The sequence below is a fragment of the Salmonella sp. SAL03688 genome (assembly GCF_046551895.1).
GTDB lineage: Bacteria > Pseudomonadota > Gammaproteobacteria > Enterobacterales > Enterobacteriaceae > Salmonella > Salmonella enterica.
Window position 1 is genome coordinate 36,880 of sequence record NZ_JBGDVI010000015.1, and the last position, 25,833, is coordinate 62,712.

23 protein-coding genes are annotated in these 25,833 nt (G+C 54.1%); 19 read left to right on the forward strand and 4 right to left on the reverse strand.

Features of this window, described 5'->3' with window-relative positions:
- Positions 1-47 precede the first annotated feature (47 nt).
- On the reverse strand, positions 48-1,250 hold the full coding sequence (ackA, locus tag ACLJR2_RS15695; RefSeq protein ID WP_000095689.1) for an acetate kinase: 1,203 nt from the start codon (positions 1,248-1,250) through the stop codon (positions 48-50).
- A 339-nt stretch (positions 1,251-1,589) separates the two neighbouring features.
- On the opposite strand from ackA, the gene yfbV reads away from it, so the two are divergent.
- The 4 genes from yfbV to ACLJR2_RS15715 all read left to right on the forward strand — a co-directional run bounded on the left by yfbV (position 1,590) and on the right by ACLJR2_RS15715 (position 5,195).
- Positions 1,590-2,045: a terminus macrodomain insulation protein YfbV gene (yfbV, locus tag ACLJR2_RS15700; RefSeq protein ID WP_000106617.1), complete on the forward strand. Its 456-nt coding sequence runs from the start codon at positions 1,590-1,592 to the stop codon at positions 2,043-2,045.
- 82 nt (positions 2,046-2,127) lie between these two features.
- Positions 2,128-2,622, forward strand: a complete 495-nt coding sequence (locus ACLJR2_RS15705; protein WP_000426137.1) for a YfbU family protein — start codon at positions 2,128-2,130, stop codon at positions 2,620-2,622.
- A complete protein-coding gene (locus ACLJR2_RS15710) occupies positions 2,615-3,292 on the forward strand; it encodes a sugar phosphatase (protein ID WP_001555201.1) in 678 nt (225 codons plus the stop codon). The genes ACLJR2_RS15705 and ACLJR2_RS15710 overlap by 8 nt, the downstream gene beginning before the upstream one ends.
- 76 nt (positions 3,293-3,368) lie before the next feature.
- Positions 3,369-5,195 carry an SLC13 family permease gene (locus ACLJR2_RS15715; protein ID WP_001012856.1) on the forward strand — a complete coding sequence of 609 codons (1,827 nt, stop codon included), beginning with the start codon at positions 3,369-3,371 and terminating at the stop codon, positions 5,193-5,195.
- Between the two features lie 105 nt (positions 5,196-5,300).
- Here ACLJR2_RS15715 and yfbR read toward each other — a convergent pair whose 3' ends face one another.
- Entirely contained in the window at positions 5,301-5,900 is a 600-nt protein-coding gene (yfbR, locus tag ACLJR2_RS15720; protein ID WP_000813882.1) for a 5'-deoxynucleotidase, read from the reverse strand.
- Between the two features lie 93 nt (positions 5,901-5,993).
- The gene (alaA, locus tag ACLJR2_RS15725; protein WP_000074540.1) at positions 5,994-7,208 is read right to left on the reverse strand and encodes an alanine transaminase AlaA; all 1,215 of its coding nucleotides are present in this window, start codon (positions 7,206-7,208) and stop codon (positions 5,994-5,996) included.
- Positions 7,209-8,139: 931 nt separating this feature from the next.
- On the opposite strand from alaA, the gene lrhA reads away from it, so the two are divergent.
- The 15 genes from lrhA (at position 8,140) to nuoN (ending at position 24,850) form a co-directional block, all read left to right on the forward strand.
- Complete coding sequence (lrhA, locus tag ACLJR2_RS15730; RefSeq protein ID WP_000606288.1) at positions 8,140-9,078, forward strand: transcriptional regulator LrhA; 939 nt, start codon at positions 8,140-8,142, stop codon at positions 9,076-9,078.
- 80 nt (positions 9,079-9,158) lie between these two features.
- Positions 9,159-9,311 (forward strand): hypothetical protein, encoded by a 153-nt coding sequence (locus tag ACLJR2_RS15735; RefSeq protein WP_001121022.1) that lies wholly within the window; start codon positions 9,159-9,161, stop codon positions 9,309-9,311.
- A gap of 394 nt (positions 9,312-9,705) precedes the next feature.
- Complete coding sequence (gene nuoA, locus ACLJR2_RS15740; protein ID WP_000062993.1) at positions 9,706-10,149, forward strand: NADH-quinone oxidoreductase subunit NuoA; 444 nt, start codon at positions 9,706-9,708, stop codon at positions 10,147-10,149.
- A 15-nt stretch (positions 10,150-10,164) separates the two neighbouring features.
- On the forward strand, positions 10,165-10,827 hold the full coding sequence (gene nuoB / locus ACLJR2_RS15745) for an NADH-quinone oxidoreductase subunit NuoB (RefSeq protein WP_000386728.1): 663 nt from the start codon (positions 10,165-10,167) through the stop codon (positions 10,825-10,827).
- Between the two features lie 86 nt (positions 10,828-10,913).
- On the forward strand, positions 10,914-12,716 hold the full coding sequence (gene nuoC / locus ACLJR2_RS15750; RefSeq protein ID WP_000247855.1) for an NADH-quinone oxidoreductase subunit C/D: 1,803 nt from the start codon (positions 10,914-10,916) through the stop codon (positions 12,714-12,716).
- Between the two features lie 2 nt (positions 12,717-12,718).
- Complete coding sequence (nuoE, locus tag ACLJR2_RS15755) at positions 12,719-13,219, forward strand: NADH-quinone oxidoreductase subunit NuoE (RefSeq protein ID WP_000545038.1); 501 nt, start codon at positions 12,719-12,721, stop codon at positions 13,217-13,219.
- Positions 13,216-14,553 carry an NADH-quinone oxidoreductase subunit NuoF gene (gene nuoF, locus ACLJR2_RS15760; protein ID WP_000800048.1) on the forward strand — a complete coding sequence of 446 codons (1,338 nt, stop codon included), beginning with the start codon at positions 13,216-13,218 and terminating at the stop codon, positions 14,551-14,553. The genes nuoE and nuoF overlap by 4 nt, the downstream gene beginning before the upstream one ends.
- A 30-nt stretch (positions 14,554-14,583) precedes the next feature.
- Positions 14,584-17,310 carry an NADH-quinone oxidoreductase subunit NuoG gene (nuoG, locus tag ACLJR2_RS15765; RefSeq protein WP_001533724.1) on the forward strand — a complete coding sequence of 909 codons (2,727 nt, stop codon included), beginning with the start codon at positions 14,584-14,586 and terminating at the stop codon, positions 17,308-17,310.
- Positions 17,307-18,284 carry an NADH-quinone oxidoreductase subunit NuoH gene (nuoH, locus tag ACLJR2_RS15770; protein ID WP_000118515.1) on the forward strand — a complete coding sequence of 326 codons (978 nt, stop codon included), beginning with the start codon at positions 17,307-17,309 and terminating at the stop codon, positions 18,282-18,284. The genes nuoG and nuoH overlap by 4 nt, the downstream gene beginning before the upstream one ends.
- Before the next feature lie 14 nt (positions 18,285-18,298).
- Positions 18,299-18,841, forward strand: a complete 543-nt coding sequence (gene nuoI / locus ACLJR2_RS15775) for an NADH-quinone oxidoreductase subunit NuoI (protein WP_000172747.1) — start codon at positions 18,299-18,301, stop codon at positions 18,839-18,841.
- A 10-nt stretch (positions 18,842-18,851) separates the two neighbouring features.
- Entirely contained in the window at positions 18,852-19,406 is a 555-nt protein-coding gene (gene nuoJ, locus ACLJR2_RS15780) for an NADH-quinone oxidoreductase subunit J (RefSeq protein ID WP_000393522.1), read from the forward strand.
- Positions 19,403-19,705 (forward strand): NADH-quinone oxidoreductase subunit NuoK, encoded by a 303-nt coding sequence (gene nuoK, locus ACLJR2_RS15785; RefSeq protein WP_000612687.1) that lies wholly within the window; start codon positions 19,403-19,405, stop codon positions 19,703-19,705. Before nuoJ ends, nuoK begins: the two co-directional genes overlap by 4 nt.
- Positions 19,702-21,543 carry an NADH-quinone oxidoreductase subunit L gene (gene nuoL / locus ACLJR2_RS15790; protein WP_001056579.1) on the forward strand — a complete coding sequence of 614 codons (1,842 nt, stop codon included), beginning with the start codon at positions 19,702-19,704 and terminating at the stop codon, positions 21,541-21,543. The genes nuoK and nuoL overlap by 4 nt, the downstream gene beginning before the upstream one ends.
- A 313-nt stretch (positions 21,544-21,856) precedes the next feature.
- On the forward strand, positions 21,857-23,386 hold the full coding sequence (gene nuoM, locus ACLJR2_RS15795; protein WP_000926428.1) for an NADH-quinone oxidoreductase subunit M: 1,530 nt from the start codon (positions 21,857-21,859) through the stop codon (positions 23,384-23,386).
- Positions 23,387-23,392: 6 nt separating this feature from the next.
- Positions 23,393-24,850: an NADH-quinone oxidoreductase subunit NuoN gene (nuoN, locus tag ACLJR2_RS15800; protein ID WP_000156667.1), complete on the forward strand. Its 1,458-nt coding sequence runs from the start codon at positions 23,393-23,395 to the stop codon at positions 24,848-24,850.
- Positions 24,851-25,226: 376 nt separating this feature from the next.
- On the opposite strand, the gene ACLJR2_RS15805 is transcribed toward nuoN, so the two are convergent.
- Entirely contained in the window at positions 25,227-25,394 is a 168-nt protein-coding gene (locus tag ACLJR2_RS15805; protein ID WP_223151138.1) for a DUF1877 family protein, read from the reverse strand.
- Between the last annotated feature and the right edge of the window lie 439 nt (positions 25,395-25,833).

The following is a 25,833-nucleotide window of genomic DNA, read 5'->3' on the forward strand; positions in this document are numbered from 1 at the left end:
GGGACGGGTTACAAAACAGCACCGCCAGCGAGGCTGGCGGTGTGAAATCAGGCAGTCAGACGGCTCGCGTCCTGCGCGATAACCAGTTCTTCGTTGGTTGGGATCACCACCGCCGGACGGGTACCTTCTTTGTTGATGAAACCAGATTTGCCGAAGCGGGCCGCCAGGTTACGTTCGTGGTCGACTTCAAAGCCCAGCACGCCCAGTTTACCCAGAGACAGTTCGCGAACCATCGCGGCGTTTTCACCGATACCGCCGGTGAACACGACTGCATCCAGACGACCGTCCATCAGAGCGGTGTAAGAACCGATGTACTTCGCCAGGCGGTGGCAGTAAACGTCCATCGCACGTTTAGCGTCTTCTTTGGTGGCGTAGTTGTCTTCAACATAACGGCAGTCGCTGGTCACTTCAGTCAGACCCAGCAGACCGGACTCTTTGGTCAGCATTTTGTTGATCTGATCCACGCTCATGCCCAGAGTGTCGTGCAGGTGGAAGATAATCGCAGGGTCGATATCGCCGGAACGGGTACCCATGACCAGGCCTTCCAGCGGGGTCAGACCCATGGAGGTATCCACGCATTTACCGTTACGGATAGCGGAAACAGAACCGCCGTTGCCCAGGTGGCAGGTGATAATGTTCAGTTCTTCTACCGGCTTGTTCAGCATTTTTGCCGCTTCCTGAGTTACATAGAAGTGGCTGGTGCCGTGTGCGCCATAGCGACGAACGCCGTGTTCTTTATACAGGCTGTACGGCAGGGCATACAGGTAAGATTCTTCCGGCATGGTCTGATGGAAGGCGGTGTCGAATACTGCAACGTTTTTATCTTTCAGCTGCGGGAAAGATTTCAGCGCTTCGGCGATACCAATCAGGTGAGCCGGGTTATGCAGCGGTGCGAAAGAGGCGGAATCTTTGATGCCCTGAATGACGGACTCATCAATGACTACGGAGCTGGTATACTTCTCGCCGCCGTGTACGATACGGTGACCAATTGCAGTTAACTGCGCAGACAGTTCTGGTTTTTGTGCCAGAATAGTGTTAACGATAAAGTTCAGCGCTTCACTGTGAGCGGCGCCTGCACCTAAAGCCGCTTCTTGTTTACTGCCGTCCATTTTCCATTTGATGCGTGCTTCTGGCAGATGGAAACATTCGGCTAAACCAGAAAGGTATTCATCACCATTAACTGCATCAATAATTGCAAATTTCAGTGAAGAACTACCGCAGTTCAGAACCAGTACTAACTTACTCGACATGGAAGTACCTATTTATGATACGTGGCTAAAAAAACGTCAGTGAGCCATAGAGCGTAGCGCATGATAGCCCTGACATTTATGATTAACATCATGCGCAGGAGTTTTTTTGGGCATGATGGAAGAAATACCTTTGAGTCTATGCCATTTTGCGTATTTTTCAGCCAATGGCATACTATGTGTAATATTGACGACTCAATGATTTTAAACTACCGGCCTTTGACAGGCCGACACAGGATACCTGATAGTGGGTATCGAAGACAAAATGTTTTGAACGTTGTCCCTCGCAGTTGTTGTTTTGCACAAATTTTTTAAATTTTATATGTGAAGTTGAGGTAGGCCATGTCGACACCGGATAATCGCTCCGTAAATTTTTTTAGCTTATTTCGCCGGGGGCAGCACTACGCGAAGACGTGGCCGATGGAAAAGCGGCTGGCGCCCGTTTTCGTCGAAAACCGCGTCATTCGTATGACGCGCTATGCCATACGATTTATGCCGCCTGTCGCCGTTTTTACATTATGCTGGCAGATAGCGCTGGGCGGTCAGTTAGGTCCGGCCGTGGCGACCGCCCTGTTCGCCCTGAGCTTGCCTATGCAGGGATTATGGTGGTTAGGGAAACGTTCCGTGACGCCGTTGCCGCCTTCAATCCTTAACTGGTTTTACGAAGTTCGCGGTAAATTGCAGGAGGCTGGACAAGCGCTGGCGCCGGTAGAAGGAAAGCCGGATTACCAGGCATTAGCTGACACGCTTAAGCGCGCCTTCAAACAACTGGATAAAACTTTCCTGGATGATTTGTAATTGACCCCGGATTACGCATATAAAAGAAGGCATACCAATGCCTTCTTTTTTTCATCGCTATAGCGTGATACAGGAGTTCAAAATGGAAATGACCAACGCGCAACGTCTGATTTTGTCTAACCAGTACAAAATGATGACGATGCTTGATCCCACCAACGCCGAGCGTTACCGTCGCTTACAAACAATTATTGAACGCGGCTACGGCCTGCAGATGCGCGAGCTGGATCGCGAGTTTGGCGAGCTGACGGAAGAGACCTGTCGTACCATCATCGATATTATGGAGATGTACCATGCGCTGCACGTCTCCTGGACCAACCTCAAAGATACGCAAACCATCGACGAACGTCGCGTCACCTTCCTGGGGTTTGACGCCGCGACGGAAGCGCGTTACCTCGGCTATGTCCGTTTTATGGTGAATATAGAAGGACGCTACACTCACTTTGACGCCGGGACGCACGGCTTTAATGCCCAGACGCCGATGTGGGAAAAATACCAGCGGATGTTGAATGTCTGGCATGCCTGCCCGCGTCAGTACCACCTGAGCGCGAATGAAATCAATCAAATCATTAATGCCTGAGGAGGCTCGCGTGCAGTGTAAAGGTTTTCTGTTTGATCTGGATGGAACGTTGGTTGACTCATTACCTGCCGTTGAACGCGCGTGGTGTAGCTGGGCCGATCGTTTTAACCTTGCTCATGATGAGGTGCTGGGCTTTATTCATGGCAAACAGGCGATCACCTCGTTGCGGCATTTTATGGCGGGTAAATCGGAGGCGGAAATTGCCGCTGAGTTTACGCGCCTGGAGCAAATAGAAGCCACTGAAACCGCAGGGATCACCGCGTTGCCGGGGGCAGTCGATTTACTCAATCACCTGAATAAAGCGGGCATTCCGTGGGCTATCGTCACCTCCGGTTCAATGCCGGTCGCGCGTGCGCGCCATCAGGTCGCGGGCCTTCCAGCGCCAGAGGTGTTTGTCACCGCCGAACGAGTCAAACGCGGCAAACCGGAGCCGGATGCGTATTTGCTGGGCGCACAACTGCTTGGCCTGGCCCCTCAGGAGTGCGTCGTAGTAGAAGATGCCCCGGCTGGCGTGCTGTCCGGACTGGCTGCGGGCTGCCACGTCATTGCGGTCAATGCGCCGGCCGACACGCCGCGTCTGGCGGATGTTGATTTTGCGTTGGATAGCCTGACGCAATTATCGGTCGCTAAACAACCAAACGGCGATGTGGTGGTGTTAAGAAAGACCTGATCATGATATCGCCCCGCTTTGGCGGGGCATATTTATGGCAGAATCGCGTTATCTTCTCATCTGACAAGGATATGTTGTGAACGGTGAATTGATTTGGGTTCTCTCTTTACTGGCGATTGCCGTCGTGTTGTTTGCGACGGGCAAAGTACGTATGGATGCGGTGGCTTTATTCGTCATTGTTGCTTTTGTCCTTAGCGGTACCTTGACCCTTCCGGAAGCCTTCTCCGGCTTTAGCGATCCGAATGTCATTCTTATCGCCGCCTTATTTATTATTGGCGACGGCCTCGTGCGCACCGGCGTTGCGACGGTGGTCGGTACCTGGCTGGTTAAAATGGCGGGCAGCAGTGAAATCAAAATGCTGGTTTTACTGATGATCACCGTCGCCGGACTTGGCGCTTTCATGAGTTCAACCGGCGTGGTGGCGATCTTTATCCCCGTTGTTCTTAGCGTTTCTATGCATATGCAAACCTCGCCTTCGCGCCTGATGATGCCGCTGAGTTTTGCCGGGCTTATCAGCGGAATGATGACGCTGGTGGCGACGCCGCCGAACCTGGTGGTTAACAGTGAACTGCTGCGTGAAGGCCTGCACGGGTTCAACTTTTTTAGCGTGACGCCGCTGGGGATAGTGGTGTTGGCGCTCGGCATTGTTTATATGCTGGTGATGCGCTTCATGCTAAAAGGCGATGCGCCCGGACAACAGGCCGGTAAGCGTCGCACTTTCCGCGATCTTATCCGCGAGTACCGTCTGACGGGGCGCGCTCGTCGTCTGGCGATTCGCCCCGGTTCGCCAATGGTGGGACAGCGGCTGGACGACCTTAAATTGCGCGAACGTTACGGCGCCAATGTCATCGGCGTTGAACGCTGGCGGCGCTTTCGGCGGGTTATCGTCAATGTGAACGGCGTATCGGAGTTTCGCGCTCGCGACGTTCTGCTGATTGATATGTCGGCGGCGGAGGTCGACCTCAGAGAGTTCTGCGCCGAGCAACTGCTGGAACCGATGGTATTGCGTGGAGAATATTTTTCCGATCAGGCGTTGGATGTCGGGATGGCGGAAATTTCGCTTATTCCGGAGTCTGAACTGATTGGCAAGTCGGTGCGTGAAATCGCTTTCCGTACACGTTACGGGCTGAATGTGGTCGGCCTGAAACGCGACGGCGTCGCGCTGGAAGGGTCGCTGGCCGATGAGCCGTTATTGATGGGCGATATCATTCTGGTCGTGGGGAACTGGAAGTTAATCAGCCTGCTGGGGCAAAAAGGCCGCGACTTTGTGGTGCTGAATATGCCGGTCGAGGTCAGCGAAGCCTCTCCTGCGCACAGCCAGGCGCCGCACGCCATTTTCTGCCTGGTACTGATGGTGGCGCTGATGTTGACCGATGAAATTCCCAACCCGATCGCGGCGATTATCGCCTGCCTGCTGATGGGAAAATTTCGCTGTATTGATGCTGAAAGCGCATATAAAGCGATCCACTGGCCGAGCATTATCTTGATTGTGGGTATGATGCCGTTTGCGCTGGCGTTGCAAAAAACCGGCGGCGTCTCTCTGGTCGTGCAAGGATTAATGGATATCGGCGGCGGCTATGGGCCGTATATGATGCTGGGATGCCTGTTCGTGCTGTGCGCCGTCATAGGACTGTTCATTTCTAACACGGCAACGGCGGTGCTGATGGCGCCGATTGCGCTGGCGGCGGCGAAATCGATGGGGGTGTCGCCCTATCCGTTTGCGATGGCGGTGGCGATGGCGGCATCCGCCGCCTTTATGACGCCGGTTTCATCGCCGGTCAATACTCTGGTTCTGGGGCCGGGAAACTATAGCTTTAGCGATTTTGTGAAGCTTGGCGTGCCGTTCACGCTTATTGTGATGGCGGTTTGTATTGTGATGATTCCGATGTTGTTTCCGTTTTAACCCCAGACAGGAAAAGGCCTGATGGCGCTACGCTTATCAGGCCTACGGATATCACGCTACGTCCAGGCCGGATAAGACGTTGGCGTCGCCATCCGGCAAAACCGTTTAAAGCGGTGAATCCTGGCTTATCTCGTCAAGAGAGAGATGGAAACTTGGTACGAACACCGCCATAAAATAGTCCATCTCCTGGCTGCGACGTAATTCCAGCGTTTTTTCCAGCCGCGTTTTTGCCAGTCCAAACTCATTGTTTCCCGCTGAGAGCTCCTCCAGGCATTTCAGGTAGGCGCAAAGCGCATCGGCCTGTTTTACGATTGCCTGTTCTTCTTCGCTCCAGGCATTCTCATCAATAAGCGGTGCGAAAATATCGCGTAATTCATCCGGCGCCATATCAACCAGCTTTTGCTGGGCGATTTTTTCGATCGCTTTATATTCCTGGGCTATCTGGGAATTAAAATATTTTACCGGCGTCGGCAGATCGCCGGTCAGTACTTCCGAGGCATCATGATACATCGCCAGAAGCGCGATGCGTTCAGCATTGAGCTGACCGCCAAATTTACGGTTTTTTATCGCCGCCAACGCATGGGCGACCATCGCCACCTGCAGACTATGTTCGGAGACGTTTTCCGTACGCACGTTACGCATCAGCGGCCAGCGGTTAATCAACTTCATGCGGGAGAGATGGGCGAAAAAATGGCTCTGCTTCATAGATTACCTTTTGTTTTCACTGCGGCAGACTTCATTGTGCGGGGAGGGGGATGAAGATGCAATTCAGGCTACCGAAGTAGCCTGAATTTAAGATTATTGATGGTAACCTGAGAGGAAACGCCCAAAGCGGTTGATGGCCATCTCCAGGTCATCTTCACGCGGTAGCGTCACAATGCGGAAGTGATCCGGCCACGGCCAGTTAAAGGCGGTACCTTGCACCAGCAGCACCTTTTCCTGTAGCAGGAAGTCCAGCACCATCTTCTGGTCGTCGTGAATATTAAAACGTTTAGCGTCGATCCTGGGGAACATGTACAACGCGCCGCGCGGTTTTACGCAGGAAACGCCGGGAATATCGTTAATCAACTCCCAGGCGCGGTTACGCTGTTCATACAGTCGACCGCCCGGCAGAATAAATTCGCTAATGCTTTGATAGCCGCCGAGCGCGGTCTGAATAGCATGTTGCGCCGGGACGTTGGCGCACAGGCGCATTGAGGCTAACATCTCCAGCCCTTCAATATAGCCTTTCGCATGTTTTTTCGGCCCGTTCAGCACCATCCAGCCCTGGCGGAAGCCGGCGACGCGATAGGTTTTAGACAACCCATTAAAGGTGATGGTCAGCAGATCAGGCGCCAGTGCGGCGATAGAGTGATGCTCGGCATCGTCATAGAGAATCTTGTCATAAATTTCATCGGCGAAGATGATGAGATTATGCTCGCGCGCAATGTTGACAATTTCCATCAACAATTCTTTAGAATAGACGGCGCCAGTAGGGTTGTTTGGATTAATAATGACAATACCACGCGTACGTGGGGTGATTTTGGCGCGGATATCGTCAAGGTCCGGGAACCAGTCGGAAGATTCATCGCAAAGATAATGTACCGCCTTGCCGCTGGAGAGCGATACCGCCGCTGTCCATAACGGATAATCGGGCGCGGGAACCAGCATTTCATCGCCACTGTTAAGCAACGCCTGCATCGCCTGAACGATCAGCTCGGAAACGCCGTTACCGATATAGATATCTTCCACGGTTACATCGCGCATTCCACGGGCCTGATAATGCTGCATAATCGCTTTACGGGCGGAATAAAGCCCTTTCGAGTCGCAATATCCTTGCGCCGTCGGCAAATTACGAATGACATCGACCAGAATTTCGTCCGGCGCTTCGAATCCGAAGGGGGCGGGGTTGCCGATATTCAGTTTAAGAACTTTATTACCTTCTTCCTCAAGGCGTTTCGCTTCTTTCAGAACGGGGCCACGAATGTCATAACAGACATTTTCGAGTTTGCTGGATTTTTCAATGGGGGACATGAATCTTGACCTTTTAGCTGTTATTGCCACTCCCTGCCGTGGAAGTCAGCACGAAACAATGTACTCCCACGACGGTGAGTTTTGAAGAGTGAACAGAAGAAGATTTTGTTTATTTTTAACGCGCTTTCGTGCTGTTTAAAACTTCATAAAATCATTTGGTTAGATGCATTTTCTATTTTTGTCTGTATGTATAGTGTTTTATTCTATATGATTGCGCGTAATGTGGTTTTTTATGTTGTCAGAAATTATCTGTTTTATGAGAGATAAGCATTCATCATTAGTGTCGCGCTGGCTATTTCGGAAATACTGAGTATTAAAGGTAAAATGAGAAGGTTAGACCTTTCCGGCGGCGGGGGGTGTGAAACTATTGTTAAGTATAATTAATGAATGGTAGAAATCTTAATTAATTATTATTTAATATTTAAAAAGCATTTACTAAAGTCGTAATAATATCTTTCTGGTCCGATTAGTATAACATATCCAAGGTTAAGATTATTCGTAATAATACTTATAAATATAGCGGTTTTAGGTTAAGATAATGATCCGAAACGGGGGCGTAGTCTGCGTTGTCTGCTAATTATCATGACGCGATTTTATACATAACCTATTGTTCAATATATTGTTTTTGTATCTGTGCGTCTCGGTAAACTATTTGACGCTGTTACAAGATTTACACGTCCATCATTAGCAGAAATCTGTAGACGCCTAAAGGTATGACACATTCTCTTTGATATATCCCGATCAGTTGCATTTGGTATTATATCAGTAAGTAAGAGAAGTGTTTTGGTCGTATTTTCAATTACATTCTAACATTTACCTGGGTAACCAGGCGGTACTGCGAAGGATGCACATTACAAATGGAATTGCTTGTTTCTGAATGCACAGCATTAACCAGGTCAGCCCGATATGACCCGCCAGTAAGTGAAAAATTATGATAAATGCAAATCGTCCGATAATTAACCTCGATCTCGATCTGCTGAGAACGTTCGTGGCCGTTGCCGATCTGAACACCTTCGCCGCGGCGGCGGCGGCGGTATGTCGTACTCAGTCTGCGGTCAGTCAGCAAATGCAGCGTCTTGAGCAACTCGTGGGAAAGGAATTGTTCGCCCGCCATGGTCGTAACAAGCTTTTGACCGAACACGGTATCCAGCTTCTGGGGTACGCCAGAAAAATCCTGCGTTTTAATGATGAGGCGTGTTCATCATTAATGTTCAGTAATCTTCAGGGAGTGTTAACAATCGGCGCTTCTGATGAATCAGCTGATACTATCCTGCCTTTTTTGCTTAGCCGAATCAGCTCGGTTTATCCGAAACTCGCGCTTGATGTACGGGTAAAACGCAACGCCTATATGGTGGACATGGTTAAATCGCAGGAAGTAGATTTGGTGGTGACGACTAACCAACCTCATTCGCTGGACTGTCTGAATTTGCGGACCTCGCCCACCCATTGGTATTGTGCGGCTGAGTATGTTTTGCAAAGGGGAGAGCCCGTACCATTAGTCCTGCTGGACGATCCCAGCCCATTCCGCGATATGGTGCTGGAGACGCTAAATGCAGCGGGTATTCCCTGGCGGCTGGCCTATGTGGCGTCTACTTTACCGGCGGTACGCGCGGCCGTTAAAGCCGGTCTTGGCGTAACGGCTCGACCTGTCGAAATGATGAGTCCCGACCTTCGCGTGCTGGGCGCCGCAGACGGATTACCGCCTTTGCCGGATACGGAATATCTGTTGTGCCGCGATCCCAATAGCCAGAACGAGCTGGCGATGGTGATTTTCCATGCGATGGAAAGCTATCAAAACCCATGGCATTACAACCAGTTTTCTGCAGAGGGCGGAGATGATCCGCTGATGGTGGAAGGGGGTTTTGAGTAGCTCGCAGGCAAAAGGCGCTAAGTCGTAAATGTAAAAAAGAGCCGCTGGCGATGAAAAAACGCTCAGTGGCTCTTTTTTTTGTGCCCATCTGTACGCGCTTAACCGCACAAATTGTAAAAGTTGCGGTAAATCAGCCAGTAGCGATTCGCAGTTCAATGTGGGTAAAAAATAACCAGAACATCCATTTTATGAATTTGCATGTTAAAAAACTAGAGAAATTGTTGCTGTTTTAGGGGGTGAATTAACAAAAGCGTGTCACAGATCAAGAAAATACTCCCATTTAGGGGGAGGCATCTTCACAAATTCCTGTCAAAATAGGTGTGTGTTATTTCTTTTGCTTCACAACGGACACGATTCAACAACATAAAACCCCCCCTGGCCGAAGAGTCATTTTCTCCAGGATGGCACTTAATGTTAATGGTGATGAATTGATGTAAATTAATGTGAAGGAACTTTTGTTAAAGTTGACAAAAGGTTATAGAAAGGAGTAAAAAACCACATCAATTAGCTGTTTTTATCATTTTCTACAGTAATTGTAGGGTTTTTTTTATTCCTCCCCATGAATCGATGTGGCGCCCATCTGCCGTAAAGAGCAGAGAAACTGGCGCTACTTTTGATGAGTAAGCAATGAGTATGTCAACATCCACTGAAGTCATCGCTCATCACTGGGCATTCGCTATCTTTCTTATCGTTGCCATTGGCCTGTGCTGCCTGATGCTGGTAGGCGGTTGGTTTTTGGGCGGTCGCGCACGCGCGAGGCACAAGAACGTTCCGTTTGAATCAGGTATCGACTCGGTCGGCACCGCCCGCTTACGCCTGTCTGCCAAGTTTTACCTGGTAGCCATGTTCTTCGTTATCTTCGACGTTGAAGCGCTGTATCTGTTCGCATGGTCGACTTCTATCCGCGAAAGCGGCTGGGTTGGCTTTGTGGAAGCTGCAATTTTTATTTTTGTGTTACTGGCTGGTCTGGTTTATCTGGCGCGTATTGGCGCGTTGGACTGGACGCCCGCGCGTTCACGCCGCGAGCGTATGAACCCGGAAACGAACAGTATCGCTAATCGTCAACGCTAACCGCGAGGCATTAAGATGGATTATACGCTCACCCGCATAGATCCTAACGGTGAGAATGACCGTTACCCCCTGCAAAAACAGGAGATCGTAACCGACCCCCTGGAGCAGGAAGTTAACAAAAACGTGTTCATGGGCAAACTGCATGACATGGTTAACTGGGGCCGTAAAAACTCAATTTGGCCCTACAACTTCGGCCTTTCTTGCTGCTATGTAGAGATGGTGACCTCTTTTACCGCAGTGCATGACGTTGCCCGTTTCGGCGCGGAAGTGCTGCGTGCGTCGCCACGTCAGGCTGACCTGATGGTGGTGGCCGGTACCTGCTTTACCAAAATGGCCCCGGTTATTCAGCGTCTGTATGACCAAATGCTGGAGCCAAAATGGGTCATTTCTATGGGCGCCTGCGCCAACTCCGGCGGCATGTACGATATTTATTCGGTAGTGCAGGGCGTTGATAAGTTCATCCCGGTGGATGTGTATATCCCTGGCTGTCCGCCGCGTCCGGAAGCGTATATGCAGGCGTTGATGCTGCTGCAAGAATCGATTGGCAAAGAGCGCCGTCCGCTCTCATGGGTGGTGGGCGATCAGGGCGTGTATCGCGCCAATATGCAGCCAGAACGCGAACGTAAACGCGGCGAGCGTATTGCCGTCACGAACCTGCGTACCCCGGACGAGATTTAATTTGCGCCTGTCGGCAGCAGCACTTCACTTCGCTAACCACTATTTTAATAGCGCGAAGCACTGCCGACCACCACGGACCATTTGCAATGGTGAACAATATGACCGACTTAACCGCGCAAGACGCTGCATGGAGTACCCGCGATCATCTTGATGATCCGGTTATCGGCGAACTGCGCAACCGTTTTGGGCCGGATGCCTTTACCGTTCAGGCGACCCGCACCGGTATCCCCGTTGTTTGGGTCAAGCGTGAACAACTACTGGAGGTTGGCGATTTCTTAAAGAAACTGCCGAAACCTTACGTCATGCTGTTTGACTTACACGGCATGGATGAACGCCTGCGTACGCACCGTGACGGGTTACCCGCCGCGGATTTTTCCGTTTTCTACCACCTGATTTCCATTGAGCGTAATCGCGATATCATGCTCAAGGTGGCGTTGTCTGAAAACGACCTGCGCGTGCCGACCTTCACTAAACTTTTCCCTAACGCCAACTGGTACGAGCGTGAGACCTGGGAGATGTTTGGTATTGATATCGAAGGCCACCCGCACCTGACGCGCATCATGATGCCGCAAACCTGGGAAGGCCATCCGCTGCGTAAAGATTATCCGGCGCGCGCGACCGAATTCGACCCGTTTGAGCTGACCAAAGCCAAGCAGGATCTGGAGATGGAAGCGCTGACCTTTAAGCCGGAAGACTGGGGGATGAAGCGCGGGACTGACAACGAGGACTTTATGTTCCTCAACCTCGGCCCGAACCACCCGTCTGCGCACGGTGCGTTTCGTATTATCCTGCAACTTGACGGTGAAGAAATCGTCGACTGCGTGCCGGATATCGGCTATCACCACCGCGGCGCCGAAAAAATGGGCGAGCGCCAGTCCTGGCATAGCTACATTCCCTATACCGACCGTATCGAATACCTCGGTGGTTGCGTCAATGAAATGCCGTACGTGCTGGCGGTAGAAAAGTTGGCAGGGATCACCGTCCCGGATCGTGTGAACGTCATCCGCGTGATGCTCTCCGAACTGTTCCGCATTAACAGTCATCTGCTGTACATCTCGACCTTTATTCAGGACGTCGGCGCGATGACGCCGGTCTTCTTTGCCTTTACCGACCGGCAGAAAATTTATGACCTGGTGGAAGCCATTACCGGTTTCCGTATGCACCCGGCCTGGTTCCGTATCGGCGGCGTCGCGCACGACTTGCCGCGCGGTTGGGATCGCCTGCTGCGAGAGTTCCTTGAGTGGATGCCGAAGCGTCTGGACTCTTACGAGAAAGCCGCGCTGCGTAACACCATTCTGAAAGGGCGTTCGCAGGGCGTTGCCGCTTACGGCGCGAAAGAGGCGCTGGAGTGGGGCACCACCGGCGCAGGGCTGCGCGCGACCGGGATCGACTTCGACGTACGTAAATGGCGTCCATACTCTGGCTACGAAAACTTTGACTTTGAAGTGCCGGTGGGCGGCGGCGTTTCCGACTGCTATACCCGCGTGATGCTGAAAGTGGAAGAGCTGCGCCAGAGTCTGCGCATTCTTCAGCAGTGCCTCGATAACATGCCGGAAGGCCCGTTCAAAGCGGATCACCCGCTGACCACGCCGCCGCCGAAAGAGCGCACGCTGCAACATATCGAAACCCTGATCACCCACTTCCTGCAGGTCTCCTGGGGCCCGGTGATGCCGGCGCAGGAGTCCTTCCAGATGGTGGAAGCGACGAAGGGGATTAACAGTTACTACCTGACCAGCGACGGCAGCACTATGAGCTACCGTACCCGCGTGCGCACGCCGAGCTTTGCGCACCTGCAGCAGATTCCCTCGGCGATCCGCGGTAGCCTGGTCTCCGACCTGATTGTCTATCTGGGTAGTATCGATTTTGTTATGTCAGATGTGGACCGCTAATTATGCACGAGAATCAACAACCACAAACCGAGGCTTTTGAGCTGAGTGCGGCAGAGCGTGAAGCGATAGAGCACGAGAAGCACCACTACGAAGACCCGCGTGCGGCGTCCATTGAAGCGCTGAAAATCGTTCAGAAGCAGCGTGGCTGGGTGCCGGACGGCGCGATCTACGCTATTGCCGATGTGCTGGGTATTCCGGCGAGCGACGTCGAAGGCGTCGCCACATTCTACAGCCAGATTTTCCGTCAGCCGGTCGGTCGCCACGTGATTCGCTACTGCGACAGCGTGGTGTGCCATATCACCGGCTATCAGGGGATTCAGGCCGCGCTGGAAAAAAATCTCAACATCAAACCGGGGCAGACGACCTTTGATGGTCGCTTTACGCTGCTGCCGACCTGCTGCCTGGGGAATTGCGATAAAGGGCCGAACATGATGATTGATGAGGATACTCACAGCCATCTGACCCCGGAAGCCATTCCTGAACTACTGGAGCGGTATAAATGAAAAACGTTATCCGTACTCCCGAAACCCATCCGCTGACCTGGCGTCTGCGCGATGACAAACAGCCGGTCTGGCTGGATGAATATCGTAGCAAAAACGGCTACGAAGGCGCGCGTAAGGCGCTGACCGGCCTGTCTCCGGATGAAATCGTCAGCCAGGTAAAAGACGCCGGTCTGAAAGGGCGCGGCGGCGCGGGCTTTTCCACCGGTCTGAAGTGGAGCCTGATGCCGAAAGATGAATCCATGAACATCCGTTACCTGCTGTGTAACGCCGATGAAATGGAACCGGGCACCTATAAAGACCGTCTGCTGATGGAACAACTGCCGCACCTGCTGGTGGAAGGCATGCTGATCTCCGCGTTTGCGCTGAAAGCGTATCGTGGTTACATCTTCCTGCGCGGCGAATATATCGAAGCGGCTGTACATTTGCGCCGTGCGATTGCTGAAGCAACCGAGGCCGGGCTGCTTGGCAAAAATATCATGGGCACCGGGTTCGACTTTGAACTGTTCGTGCACACCGGGGCAGGGCGTTACATCTGTGGTGAAGAAACGGCGCTGATTAACTCCCTTGAAGGCCGCCGCGCGAACCCGCGCTCCAAGCCGCCCTTCCCGGCGACCTCCGGCGTATGGGGCAAGCCGACCTGTGTGAATAACGTCGAAACGTTGTGCAACGTCCCGGCAATCCTCGCCAACGGCGTGGAGTGGTACCAGAACATCTCGAAAAGCAAAGATGCGGGTACCAAGCTGATGGGCTTCTCGGGCCGCGTGAAGAATCCGGGACTGTGGGAATTACCGTTCGGCACCACCGCGCGCGAGATCCTCGAAGACTACGCGGGCGGTATGCGCGATGGCCTGAAATTCAAAGCCTGGCAGCCGGGCGGGGCGGGAACCGACTTCCTGACCGAGGCGCATCTTGACCTGCCGATGGAGTTCGAAAGCATCGGTAAAGCAGGCAGCCGTCTGGGCACCGCGCTGGCGATGGCGGTAGACCACGAAATCGGCATGGTATCGCTGGTGCGTAACCTGGAAGAGTTCTTTGCCCGCGAATCCTGCGGCTGGTGTACGCCATGCCGCGACGGGTTGCCGTGGAGCGTGAAAATTCTGCGCGCGCTGGAGCGTGGCGAAGGCCAGCCGGGGGATATCGAGACACTTGAGCAACTGTGTCGTTTCCTCGGACCGGGTAAAACCTTCTGCGCGCATGCGCCGGGCGCGGTTGAGCCACTGCAAAGCGCAATTAAGTATTTCCGCGAAGAATTCGAAGCTGGCATCAAGCAGCCGTTCAGCAATACCCATTTAATCAATGGTATTCAGCCGAACCTGCTCAAAGAGCGCTGGTGAGTTAACGATTTTTAATTTGGAAGCATGCTAATGGCTACGATTCATGTAGACGGCAAAGAATACGAGGTCAACGGCGCGGACAACCTGCTACAGGCATGTCTGTCCCTGGGCCTTGATATTCCGTATTTTTGCTGGCACCCGGCGCTGGGAAGCGTCGGTGCTTGCCGCCAGTGTGCGGTGAAGCAATACCAAAACGCGGAAGATACGCGTGGTCGCCTGGTGATGTCCTGTATGACGCCAGCCACCGACGGTACCTTTATCTCTATTGACGACGAAGAAGCGAAACAGTTCCGTGAAAGCGTGGTGGAGTGGCTGATGACTAACCACCCGCACGACTGTCCGGTCTGTGAAGAGGGCGGTAACTGCCATCTTCAGGATATGACCGTGATGACGGGGCACAGTTTCCGTCGCTACCGTTTCACCAAACGTACCCACCGCAACCAGGATCTGGGGCCGTTCATCTCTCACGAAATGAACCGCTGCATCGCCTGTTACCGTTGTGTGCGTTACTACAAAGATTATGCCGACGGCACCGATCTGGGCGTCTATGGCGCGCATGACAACGTCTACTTCGGGCGTCCGGAAGATGGTACGCTGGAAAGCGAATTCTCCGGTAACTTGGTCGAGATTTGCCCGACCGGCGTCTTCACCGATAAAACGCACTCCGAGCGTTACAACCGTAAATGGGACATGCAGTTTGCGCCGAGCATCTGCCAGCAGTGTTCCATCGGCTGTAACATCAGCCCGGGCGAGCGCTATGGCGAATTACGCCGTATCGAAAACCGTTACAACGGTACCGTTAACCACTACTTCCTCTGCGACCGCGGTCGTTTCGGCTATGGCTATGTGAACCTGAAAGACCGTCCGCGTCAGCCGGTTCAGCGCCGCGGCGATGACTTTATTACTCTCAACGCCGAGCAGGCGATGCAGGGCGCGGCGGATATTCTGCGCCAGTCGAAGAAAGTGATCGGTATCGGTTCGCCACGCGCCAGCATTGAGAGCAACTTTGCGCTGCGTGAGCTGGTTGGTGCGGAAAACTTCTACACCGGTATCGCGCGCGGCGAGCAGGAACGTCTGCAACTGGCGCTGAAAGTGTTGCGTGAAGGCGGAATTTACACCCCGGCGCTGCGGGAGATCGAATCTTATGACGCGGTACTGGTCTTGGGTGAGGATGTCACTCAGACCGGCGCGCGCGTTGCGCTGGCGGTACGTCAGGCGGTGAAGGGTAAAGCGCGTGAAATGGCGGCGGCGCAGAAAGTGGCCGACTGGCAGATTGCGGCCATCCTTAACATCGGCCAGCGTGCCAAACATCCGCTGTTCGTGACCAACGTGGACAACACCCGTCTGGATGATATCGCCGCCTGGACCTATCGCGCGCCGGTGGAAGATCAGGCGCGCCTGGGCTTTGCGATTGCCCATGCGCTGGACAAGACAGCGCCTGCGGTTGACGGTATCGACAGCGACTTACAAAACAAAATTGATGTCATTGTGCAGGCGTTGGCCGGCGCGAAAAAACCGCTGATTATCTCCGGCACTAACGCCGGTAGCAGTGAGGTGATTCAGGCGGCCGCCAACGTGGCGAAAGCGCTGAAAGGCCGTGGCGCCGACGTCGGTATTACTATGATTGCCCGCTCCGTGAACAGCATGGGGCTGGGCATGATGGGCGGCGGTTCGCTTGACGATGCGTTGGGTGAGCTGGAAACCGGCAGTGCGGACGCGGTGGTGGTGCTGGAAAACGATCTCCACCGTCATGCAAGCGCTACGCGCGTGAACGCTGCGCTCGCCAAAGCGCCGCTGGTGATGGTGGTTGACCATCAGCGCACGGCGATTATGGAAAACGCGCATCTGGTGCTTTCCGCGGCAAGCTTCGCCGAAAGCGATGGTACGGTCATCAACAACGAAGGCCGCGCGCAGCGCTTCTTCCAGGTTTATGATCCGGCCTACTACGATAACAAGACGATTATGCTGGAAAGCTGGCGCTGGCTGCATTCACTGCACAGCACCGTCGAAAACCGCGAAGTGGACTGGACTCAGCTTGACCACGTGATCGACGCGGTCATTGCCGCCATGCCGCAATTTGCCGGTATTAAAGACGCCGCGCCGGATGCGACCTTCCGCATTCGTGGGCAGAAGCTGGCGCGCGAACCGCATCGTTACAGCGGTCGTACCGCAATGCGCGCCAATATCAGCGTGCACGAACCACGTCAGCCGCAGGATAAAGACACCATGTTCGCCTTCTCAATGGAAGGGAATAACCAACCGACTGCCCCGCGATCTGAAATTCCGTTCGCCTGGGCGCCGGGCTGGAACTCCCCGCAGGCGTGGAACAAATTCCAGGATGAAGTGGGCGGCAAACTGCGTCACGGCGATCCGGGCGTGCGTTTGATTGAAGCGACTGAGGGCGGTCTGGATTATTTCACTACCGTGCCGGCAAGCTTCCAGGCGCAGGACGGTCAGTGGCGTATTGCGCCGTATTACCACCTGTTTGGCAGCGACGAATTGTCTCAGCGTTCTCCGGTCTTCCAGAGCCGTATGCCGCAGCCGTATATCAAACTTAACCCGGCGGATGCCGCGAAGTTGGGCGTCAATGCCGGGACGCGCGTCTCCTTTAGCTACGATGGCAATACGGTGACGCTGCCGGTTGAAATCTCTGAAGGGTTAGCGGCAGGGCAGGTAGGGCTGCCGATGGGTATGCCTGGCATCGCGCCGGTTCTGGCTGGCGCGCGTCTTGAGGATCTGCGGGAGGCGCAACAATGAGTTGGATTACACCGGATCTGATTGAGATCCTGCTGAGCATTCTCAAAGCGGTGGTGATTCTGCTGGTGGTCGTCACCTGCGGGGCCTTCATGAGCTTTGGCGAACGTCGTCTGCTGGGTCTGTTCCAGAACCGTTATGGACCAAACCGCGTTGGCTGGGGCGGCTCGCTCCAGCTGGTCGCGGACATGATCAAGATGTTCTTTAAAGAAGACTGGATCCCGAAATTCTCGGATCGCGTCATCTTTACCCTGGCGCCGATGATCGCGTTTACTTCGCTGCTGCTCTCCTTCGCCATTGTGCCGGTTAGCCCTAATTGGGTGGTGGCCGATTTAAACATCGGGATTCTGTTCTTCCTGATGATGGCCGGTCTGGCGGTTTACGCGGTACTGTTCGCCGGGTGGTCGAGTAACAACAAATACTCGCTGCTCGGCGCGATGCGCGCGTCTGCCCAGACGGTGAGCTACGAAGTGTTTCTTGGTCTTTCCCTGATGGGCGTGGTGGCGCAGGCCGGTTCATTTAATATGACCGATATCGTCAATAACCAGGCGCATCTGTGGAACGTGATTCCGCAATTCTTTGGGTTTGTTACTTTCGCCATCGCGGGCGTAGCGGTCTGTCACCGTCACCCGTTTGACCAGCCGGAAGCCGAGCAGGAACTGGCGGACGGTTACCACATCGAATATTCCGGTATGAAATTCGGTCTGTTCTTCGTGGGGGAGTACATCGGCATCGTCACCGTTTCCGCGCTGATGGTAACGTTGTTCTTCGGTGGCTGGCATGGCCCGTTCTTACCGCCATTCGTCTGGTTCGCGCTGAAAACCGCGTTCTTCATGATGATGTTCATTTTGATTCGTGCGTCGTTACCGCGTCCGCGTTATGACCAGGTAATGTCCTTCGGCTGGAAAGTTTGCCTGCCGCTGACGCTCATCAACTTGCTGGTAACGGCGGCTGTCATTCTGTGGCAGGCGCAATAAGGGACACAAAGACCATGACCTTAAAAGAATTATTAGTAGGTTTCGGCACTCAGGTACGCAGTATCTGGATGATCGGCCTGCATGCGTTCGCCAAACGCGAAACGCGGATGTATCCGGAAGAGCCGGTCTATTTACCGCCCCGTTACCGTGGTCGTATCGTGCTCACGCGCGACCCGGACGGTGAAGAGCGCTGCGTTGCCTGTAACCTGTGCGCGGTAGCCTGTCCGGTAGGCTGTATCTCTCTGCAAAAAGCGGAGACCAAAGATGGCCGCTGGTATCCGGAATTTTTCCGCATTAACTTCTCACGCTGCATCTTCTGCGGCCTGTGCGAAGAAGCGTGCCCGACCACGGCGATTCAGTTGACCCCGGACTTCGAACTGGGCGAATACAAACGTCAGGATCTGGTGTACGAAAAAGAGGATCTGCTGATTTCCGGTCCGGGCAAATACCCGGAATATAACTTCTACCGGATGGCGGGTATGGCAATCGACGGCAAAGATAAAGGCGAAGCAGAGAACGAAGCCAAGCCTATCGACGTCAAGAGCCTGTTACCGTAAGGAGAGGGCAATGGAATTCGCTTTTTATATCTGTGGCCTGATAGCCATCCTCGCGACCCTGCGAGTGATCACCCATACCAATCCGGTACACGCGCTGTTGTATCTGGTGATATCGCTTTTGGCGATTTCCGGGGTGTTCTTTTCGCTGGGCGCTTATTTTGCCGGTGCGCTGGAAATTATCGTCTACGCAGGCGCCATCATGGTGCTGTTTGTGTTCGTGGTGATGATGCTCAACCTCGGCGGCAGCGAAATCGAACAGGAACGCCAGTGGCTGAAGCCGCAGGTGTGGATTGGTCCGGCGGTTTTGTCGGCCATTATGCTGGCGGTCATTGTGTACGCCATTCTGGGCGTTAACGACCAGGGCATCGACGGCACGCCGATTAGCGCGAAAGCGGTGGGCATTACGCTGTTCGGGCCTTATGTTCTGGCGGTCGAACTGGCGTCGATGCTGCTGCTGGCAGGCCTGGTGGTGGCGTTCCACGTCGGTCGTGAAGAGCGTGCAGGCGAAGTGCTAAGCAACCGCGCCGATGACCGCGCGAAAAGAAAAACGGAGGAGCGCGCATGATCCCCTTAACACACGGACTGATCCTCGCTGCGATTTTATTCGTCCTGGGTTTAACCGGTCTGGTTATCCGCCGCAATCTGCTGTTTATGCTGATCGGGCTGGAAATCATGATTAACGCCTCCGCGCTGGCCTTTGTGGTCGCCGGGAGCTACTGGGGCCAGACCGATGGTCAGGTGATGTACATTCTCGCCATCAGCCTTGCGGCTGCGGAAGCGAGTATTGGACTTGCGCTGTTGCTGCAACTCCATCGCCGTCGCCAGAACCTGAACATCGATTCAGTAAGTGAGATGCGTGGATGAACATGCTTGCCTTAACCATTATTCTGCCATTGATTGGCTTTGTACTGCTGGCGTTCTCTCGCGGACGCTGGTCGGAAAATCTCTCCGCGACCATTGGCGTGGGCTCCGTTGGTCTGGCGGCGTTGGTGACAGCGTTTGTCGGGATGGATTTCTTCGCCAACGGCAAACAGGCGTTCAGCCAGCCGCTGTGGACGTGGATGTCGGTCGGTAACTTCAACATCGGTTTTAACCTGGTGCTGGACGGCCTGTCGCTGACCATGCTCTCTGTGGTCACCGGCGTCGGTTTCCTGATCCACATGTTCGCGTCCTGGTACATGCGTGGAGAAGAGGGTTACTCCCGCTTCTTCGCTTATACCAACCTGTTTATCGCCAGCATGGTTGTTCTGGTGCTGTCCGATAACCTGCTGTTGATGTACCTCGGCTGGGAAGGCGTGGGCCTGTGCTCTTATCTGTTGATCGGCTTCTATTACAGCGATCCGAAGAATGGCGCGGCGGCAATGAAAGCCTTCGTGGTGACCCGTGTCGGTGACGTATTCCTCGCCTTCGCGCTGTTCATCCTCTACAACGAACTGGGCACGCTGAACTTCCGCGAAATGGTCGAGCTGGCGCCAGCGCACTTTGCTGACGGCAACAACATGCTGATGTGGGCGACGCTGATGCTGCTGGGCGGCGCGGTCGGTAAATCTGCGCAGCTACCGTTGCAGACCTGGCTTGCCGACGCGATGGCCGGTCCGACGCCGGTCTCCGCGCTGATCCACGCCGCTACCATGGTCACCGCCGGTGTCTACCTGATCGCTCGTACCCATGGTCTGTTCCTGATGACCCCGGAAATTCTGCATCTGGTGGGCATTATCGGGGCGATTACGCTGGTAATGGCAGGTTTCGCCGCGCTGGTGCAGACCGACATCAAACGCGTGCTGGCCTATTCCACCATGAGCCAGATTGGCTACATGTTCCTGGCGCTTGGCGTGCAGGCGTGGGATGCGGCGATCTTCCACCTGATGACGCACGCCTTCTTTAAAGCGCTGCTGTTCCTGGCCTCCGGCTCGGTAATTCTGGCCTGCCATCACGAACAGAACATCTTTAAGATGGGCGGTCTGCGTAAGTCGATTCCACTGGTGTATGCCTGCTTCCTGGTGGGGGGCGCGGCGCTGTCGGCGCTGCCGCTGGTCACTGCCGGCTTCTTCAGTAAGGATGAGATCCTGGCCGGCGCGATGGCGAACGGCCATATCAATCTGATGGTGGCGGGTCTGGTCGGCGCGTTCATGACCTCGCTGTACACCTTCCGGATGATTTTCATCGTATTCCACGGTAAAGAACAAATTCATGCTCATGCAGGGAAGGGGATTACCCACCATCTGCCGCTGATTGTCCTGATGATTCTGTCTACCTTTGTTGGCGCGCTGATTGTGCCGCCATTGCAGGGGGTGCTGCCGCAGACAACTGAACTGGCGCATGGGCGCGTCATGACGCTGGAAATTACCTCTGGCGTAGTGGCGATTGCCGGCATCCTGATTGCCGCATGGCTGTGGCTGGGTAAACGCACGCTGGTGACGTCGATCGCCAACAGCGCGCCGGGCCGTCTGCTGGGGACCTGGTGGTATAACGCCTGGGGTTTTGACTGGCTGTACGACAAATTATTCGTCAAGCCATTCCTCGGTATCGCCTGGCTGCTGAAGCGCGACCCGCTTAATGCGTTGATGAACATTCCGGCTATCCTTTCCCGTTTTGCAGGCAAAGGCCTGGTACTGAGCGAGAACGGTTATTTGCGCTGGTATGTGGCATCCATGAGCATCGGCGCGGTTGTTGTGCTGGCGCTGCTGATGGTACTGCGTTGAGTTTGTTGGCTGGATGAACGACTGCCGGATGGCGCAGTGCTTATCCGGCCTACAAACCCAAAAATAATTTTTAGAATTCGTTGAAAATCTGTTCCTGAAGTACAGGCGTCATCGGCGAAGTCAGACCGGATACCGCCAGCGCACAGCAACCGGAGCGTACTGAAGTACGTGAGGATGATTCGCGAAGCTCACCCCTACGGGGCCGTCCTTACGGACGTTCAAAACGCGCTGCGTTTTGTGTGAGCACTGGCAGGATTTGGGCTGACGAGTGAGATAGCCTGAGCAGGAGTAAATATAAGGGACATACTTAGCTATGTTATTACCCTGGTTGATATTAATCCCCTTTATCGGCGGCTTTCTGTGCTGGCAGACCGAACGCTTTGGCGTGAAGGTGCCGCGCTGGATAGCGCTGATTACCATGGGGCTGACGCTGGCGCTCGGTCTGCAATTGTGGTTGCAGGGCGGCTATTCACTGACGCAATCCGCCGGTATTCCGCAGTGGCAATCTGAATTTGTTCTGCCGTGGATCCCGCGTTTTGGCATCTCTATCCATCTGGCGCTCGACGGACTGTCGCTGCTAATGGTGGTGCTGACCGGCCTGCTCGGCGTTCTGGCGGTGCTTTGCTCCTGGCGAGAAATCGAAAAATATCAGGGCTTCTTCCACCTGAACCTGATGTGGATCTTAGGCGGCGTTATCGGCGTGTTCCTGGCCATCGACATGTTCCTGTTCTTCTTCTTCTGGGAAATGATGCTGGTGCCGATGTACTTCCTGATAGCGCTGTGGGGCCACAAAGCTTCTGACGGGAAAACGCGTATCACGGCGGCGACCAAGTTCTTCATCTACACCCAGGCGAGTGGTCTGGTGATGCTGATTGCCATCCTGGCGCTGGTCTTTGTGCACTACAACGCGACCGGCGTGTGGACCTTCAACTATGAAGAGCTGCTGAATACGCCGATGTCCCACGGAGTGGAATATCTGCTGATGCTGGGCTTCTTCATCGCCTTCGCGGTGAAAATGCCGGTGGTGCCGCTGCATGGCTGGCTGCCGGATGCGCACTCCCAGGCGCCGACCGCCGGTTCTGTCGACCTGGCCGGTATCTTGCTGAAAACCGCCGCTTACGGTCTGCTGCGTTTCTCCCTGCCATTGTTCCCGAACGCGTCGGCGGAGTTTGCGCCGATCGCTATGTGGCTTGGCGTTATCGGCATTTTCTACGGCGCGTGGATGGCCTTTACCCAATACGACATCAAGCGTCTGATTGCTTATACCTCCGTTTCCCACATGGGCTTCGTGCTGATCGCTATCTACACCGGCAGCCAACTGGCTTACCAGGGGGCGGTGATCCAGATGATCGCGCACGGTCTCTCCGCGGCCGGTCTGTTCATTCTGTGTGGTCAGTTGTACGAGCGCCTGCATACCCGCGACATGCGTATGATGGGCGGACTGTGGGGCAAGATGAAGTGGTTGCCTGCGCTGTCCATGTTCTTTGCGGTGGCGACGCTCGGTATGCCGGGCACCGGTAACTTTGTCGGCGAATTTATGATTCTGTTCGGCAGCTACCAGGTGGTGCCGATGATTACCGTGATCTCCACCTTTGGGCTGGTATTCGCCTCTGTATACTCGTTGGCGATGCTGCATCGCGCTTACTTCGGTAAAGCGAAGAGCCAGATTGCCAGCCAGGAACTGCCAGGGATGTCGCTGCGCGAGCTGTTTATCATTCTGTTGCTGGTGGTGCTTCTGGTACTGCTTGGCTTCTATCCGCAGCCGATTCTGGATACCTCGCATTCTGCGATGAGCAACATCCAGCAGTGGTTTGTTAATTCCGTTACTACTACAAGGCCGTAAATCGCCATGACAATAACTCCACAACACCTGATTGCGCTGCTACCGCTGCTGATCGTCGGCTTGACGGTGGTGGTTGTGATGCTCTCCATTGCGTGGCGACGCAATCACTTCCTCAATGCCACGCTGTCGGTCATTGGGCTTAACGCTGCTCTGGTTTCGCTTTGGTTTGTCGGCCAGGCCGGGGCAATGGACGTCACGCCGCTGATGCGCGTTGACGGCTTTGCGATGCTCTACACCGGGCTGGTGCTGCTGGCGAGCCTCGCCACCTGCACCTTTGCCTACCCGTGGCTGGAAGGCTATAACGATAACCAGGAAGAGTTCTACCTGCTGGTGTTAATCGCCAGCCTGGGCGGAATTCTGCTGGCGAACGCCAACCATCTGGCGGCGCTGTTCCTCGGTATTGAACTGATCTCACTGCCGCTGTTCGGCCTGATTGGTTATGCTTTCCGCCAGAAACGCTCGCTGGAAGCCAGTATCAAATACACCATCCTCTCCGCCGCCGCCTCGTCTTTCCTGCTGTTCGGGATGGCGCTGGTCTATGCGCAGTCCGGCAACCTGTCTTTCGAAGCGCTCGGTAAGAGCCTCGGCGATGGTATGCTGCATGAGCCGTTGCTGCTGGCGGGCTTTGGCCTGATGATTGTCGGTCTGGGCTTTAAACTCTCTCTGGTGCCGTTCCACCTGTGGACGCCAGACGTTTATCAGGGCGCGCCTGCGCCGGTTTCCACCTTCCTGGCGACGGCGAGTAAAATTGCTATCTTCGGCGTGGTGATGCGTCTGTTCCTCTATGCGCCGGTAGGCGACAGCGAAGCGGTACGCGTGGTGCTGGGCATTATCGCCTTTGCCTCTATCATCTTTGGTAACCTGATGGCGCTGAGCCAGACCAACATCAAACGTCTGCTCGGTTACTCTTCTATCTCTCACCTCGGCTATCTGCTGGTGGCGCTGATTGCTCTGCAGAGCGGCGAGATGTCGATGGAAGCGGTTGGCGTTTACCTGGCCGGTTATCTGTTCAGCAGCCTCGGCGCGTTTGGCGTGGTCAGCCTGATGTCCAGCCCGTTCCGCGGCCCGGATGCCGATTCCCTGTACTCTTACCGTGGTCTGTTCTGGCACCGTCCGGTTCTTGCCGCGGTAATGACGGTGATGATGCTGTCGCTGGCAGGTATCCCGATGACGTTGGGCTTTATCGGCAAATTCTACGTGTTGGCGGTCGGCGTTCAGGCCAGCCTGTGGTGGCTGGTCGCCGCCGTGGTAGTGGGTTCCGCGATTGGTTTGTACTACTACCTGCGCGTTGCGGTGAGTCTCTACCTGCACGCGCCGCAGCAACCGGGACGCGACGCGCCGACAAACTGGCAGTACAGCGCGGGTGGGATCGTGGTGCTGATCTCCGCGTTGCTGGTGTTGGTACTGGGCGTCTGGCCGCAGCCGCTGATTAGCCTTGTGCAACTGGCGATGCCGCTGATGTAATGCCGCGTTGATGATGTCAATAACCGCCGATTTATCGGCGGTTGAGGCTGATGAGCAACACCGGAGCCTCTAAATGTTGGATTGCATCCAACTTATGAAAACCTGTGACGCATAGAGACCCTGGACTCGTTGGGTGAGGCATAGCCGAAACCCAACACTTTTTCAACGAACACAGAACCAGATGCCGGATAAGGCGTAGCCGCCATCCGGCATCAACGTTGTATTAGTGGCGTAGTTGGGTGGAGCGAAGCTAACCCAAATTCATACCCAACACGTCCCGACGAACGAAGAGCCGGATGTTGGGCGGTTCCGTAAGCGCCAGCGGTTTCATATGGGTAATTCACAATAATTGTCGAAGTGTTAAACATATGGCCCATTACTCCGCTATAAAAATTATAACGTGACTGTCATTTCTCAGGCATCGCTGATAAAAACTCAGCAGTTTGTCCATTTCTTGCATCAGGCAGTGGAACAACTCTCCCAACTGTTTTCGTGACCCGTTTCCCGGATAAATGTTTATCTCATCGACTTCAATGGGAAAAATTTGATCTGAAGCGTATTTCTGTCAGCGTTTTTCAAGGCGTCCGATCGCGCTCAGTTCATTATTTCATGTGACGGCAGCATATAATATCTTTCCATCAATAACGTGAGTGTCGGCACGGCTTAATGGATTGCTGTTTGGTGGGTTGTAAAAGGAAGCATCGGCGAGGGCACAGTGCAGATTGTCCCCCATCTTATATATTCACTTTTGGTAAATCGGTCACTGTAAATAGTGTTCTTCACGCAGAATCTGTGGGTCGAACGCCAGCAACTGATTAAGCCTGTCATCTTAAACGTAAATATTATTTGCCTCAAAAATATAATTATCTTTTTTATTATGGGTGGTTATTAACGCAGGTAATATTATTTTCTACTTTCGCCATGCAGATAATAAAAGTAAAGCGGAATATAATGCAGGACATCTGCAGAGAATTACCCGAATA

Coding starts and splice junctions, on each gene's coding strand:
- nuoA (WP_000062993.1), top strand. CDS start 9,706: ATGAGTATGTCAACATCCACTGAAGTCATCGCTCATCACTGGGCATTC.
- ACLJR2_RS15705 (WP_000426137.1), top strand. CDS start 2,128: ATGGAAATGACCAACGCGCAACGTCTGATTTTGTCTAACCAGTACAAA.
- nuoC (WP_000247855.1), top strand. CDS start 10,914: ATGGTGAACAATATGACCGACTTAACCGCGCAAGACGCTGCATGGAGT.
- nuoH (WP_000118515.1), top strand. CDS start 17,307: ATGAGTTGGATTACACCGGATCTGATTGAGATCCTGCTGAGCATTCTC.
- yfbR (WP_000813882.1), bottom strand. CDS start 5,900: ATGAAGCAGAGCCATTTTTTCGCCCATCTCTCCCGCATGAAGTTGATT.
- nuoG (WP_001533724.1), top strand. CDS start 14,584: ATGGCTACGATTCATGTAGACGGCAAAGAATACGAGGTCAACGGCGCG.
- nuoE (WP_000545038.1), top strand. CDS start 12,719: ATGCACGAGAATCAACAACCACAAACCGAGGCTTTTGAGCTGAGTGCG.
- ackA (WP_000095689.1), bottom strand. CDS start 1,250: ATGTCGAGTAAGTTAGTACTGGTTCTGAACTGCGGTAGTTCTTCACTG.
- nuoL (WP_001056579.1), top strand. CDS start 19,702: ATGAACATGCTTGCCTTAACCATTATTCTGCCATTGATTGGCTTTGTA.
- nuoF (WP_000800048.1), top strand. CDS start 13,216: ATGAAAAACGTTATCCGTACTCCCGAAACCCATCCGCTGACCTGGCGT.
- ACLJR2_RS15710 (WP_001555201.1), top strand. CDS start 2,615: ATGCCTGAGGAGGCTCGCGTGCAGTGTAAAGGTTTTCTGTTTGATCTG.
- nuoN (WP_000156667.1), top strand. CDS start 23,393: ATGACAATAACTCCACAACACCTGATTGCGCTGCTACCGCTGCTGATC.
- nuoJ (WP_000393522.1), top strand. CDS start 18,852: ATGGAATTCGCTTTTTATATCTGTGGCCTGATAGCCATCCTCGCGACC.
- nuoK (WP_000612687.1), top strand. CDS start 19,403: ATGATCCCCTTAACACACGGACTGATCCTCGCTGCGATTTTATTCGTC.
- nuoI (WP_000172747.1), top strand. CDS start 18,299: ATGACCTTAAAAGAATTATTAGTAGGTTTCGGCACTCAGGTACGCAGT.
- nuoM (WP_000926428.1), top strand. CDS start 21,857: ATGTTATTACCCTGGTTGATATTAATCCCCTTTATCGGCGGCTTTCTG.
- alaA (WP_000074540.1), bottom strand. CDS start 7,208: ATGTCCCCCATTGAAAAATCCAGCAAACTCGAAAATGTCTGTTATGAC.
- nuoB (WP_000386728.1), top strand. CDS start 10,165: ATGGATTATACGCTCACCCGCATAGATCCTAACGGTGAGAATGACCGT.
- yfbV (WP_000106617.1), top strand. CDS start 1,590: ATGTCGACACCGGATAATCGCTCCGTAAATTTTTTTAGCTTATTTCGC.
- lrhA (WP_000606288.1), top strand. CDS start 8,140: ATGATAAATGCAAATCGTCCGATAATTAACCTCGATCTCGATCTGCTG.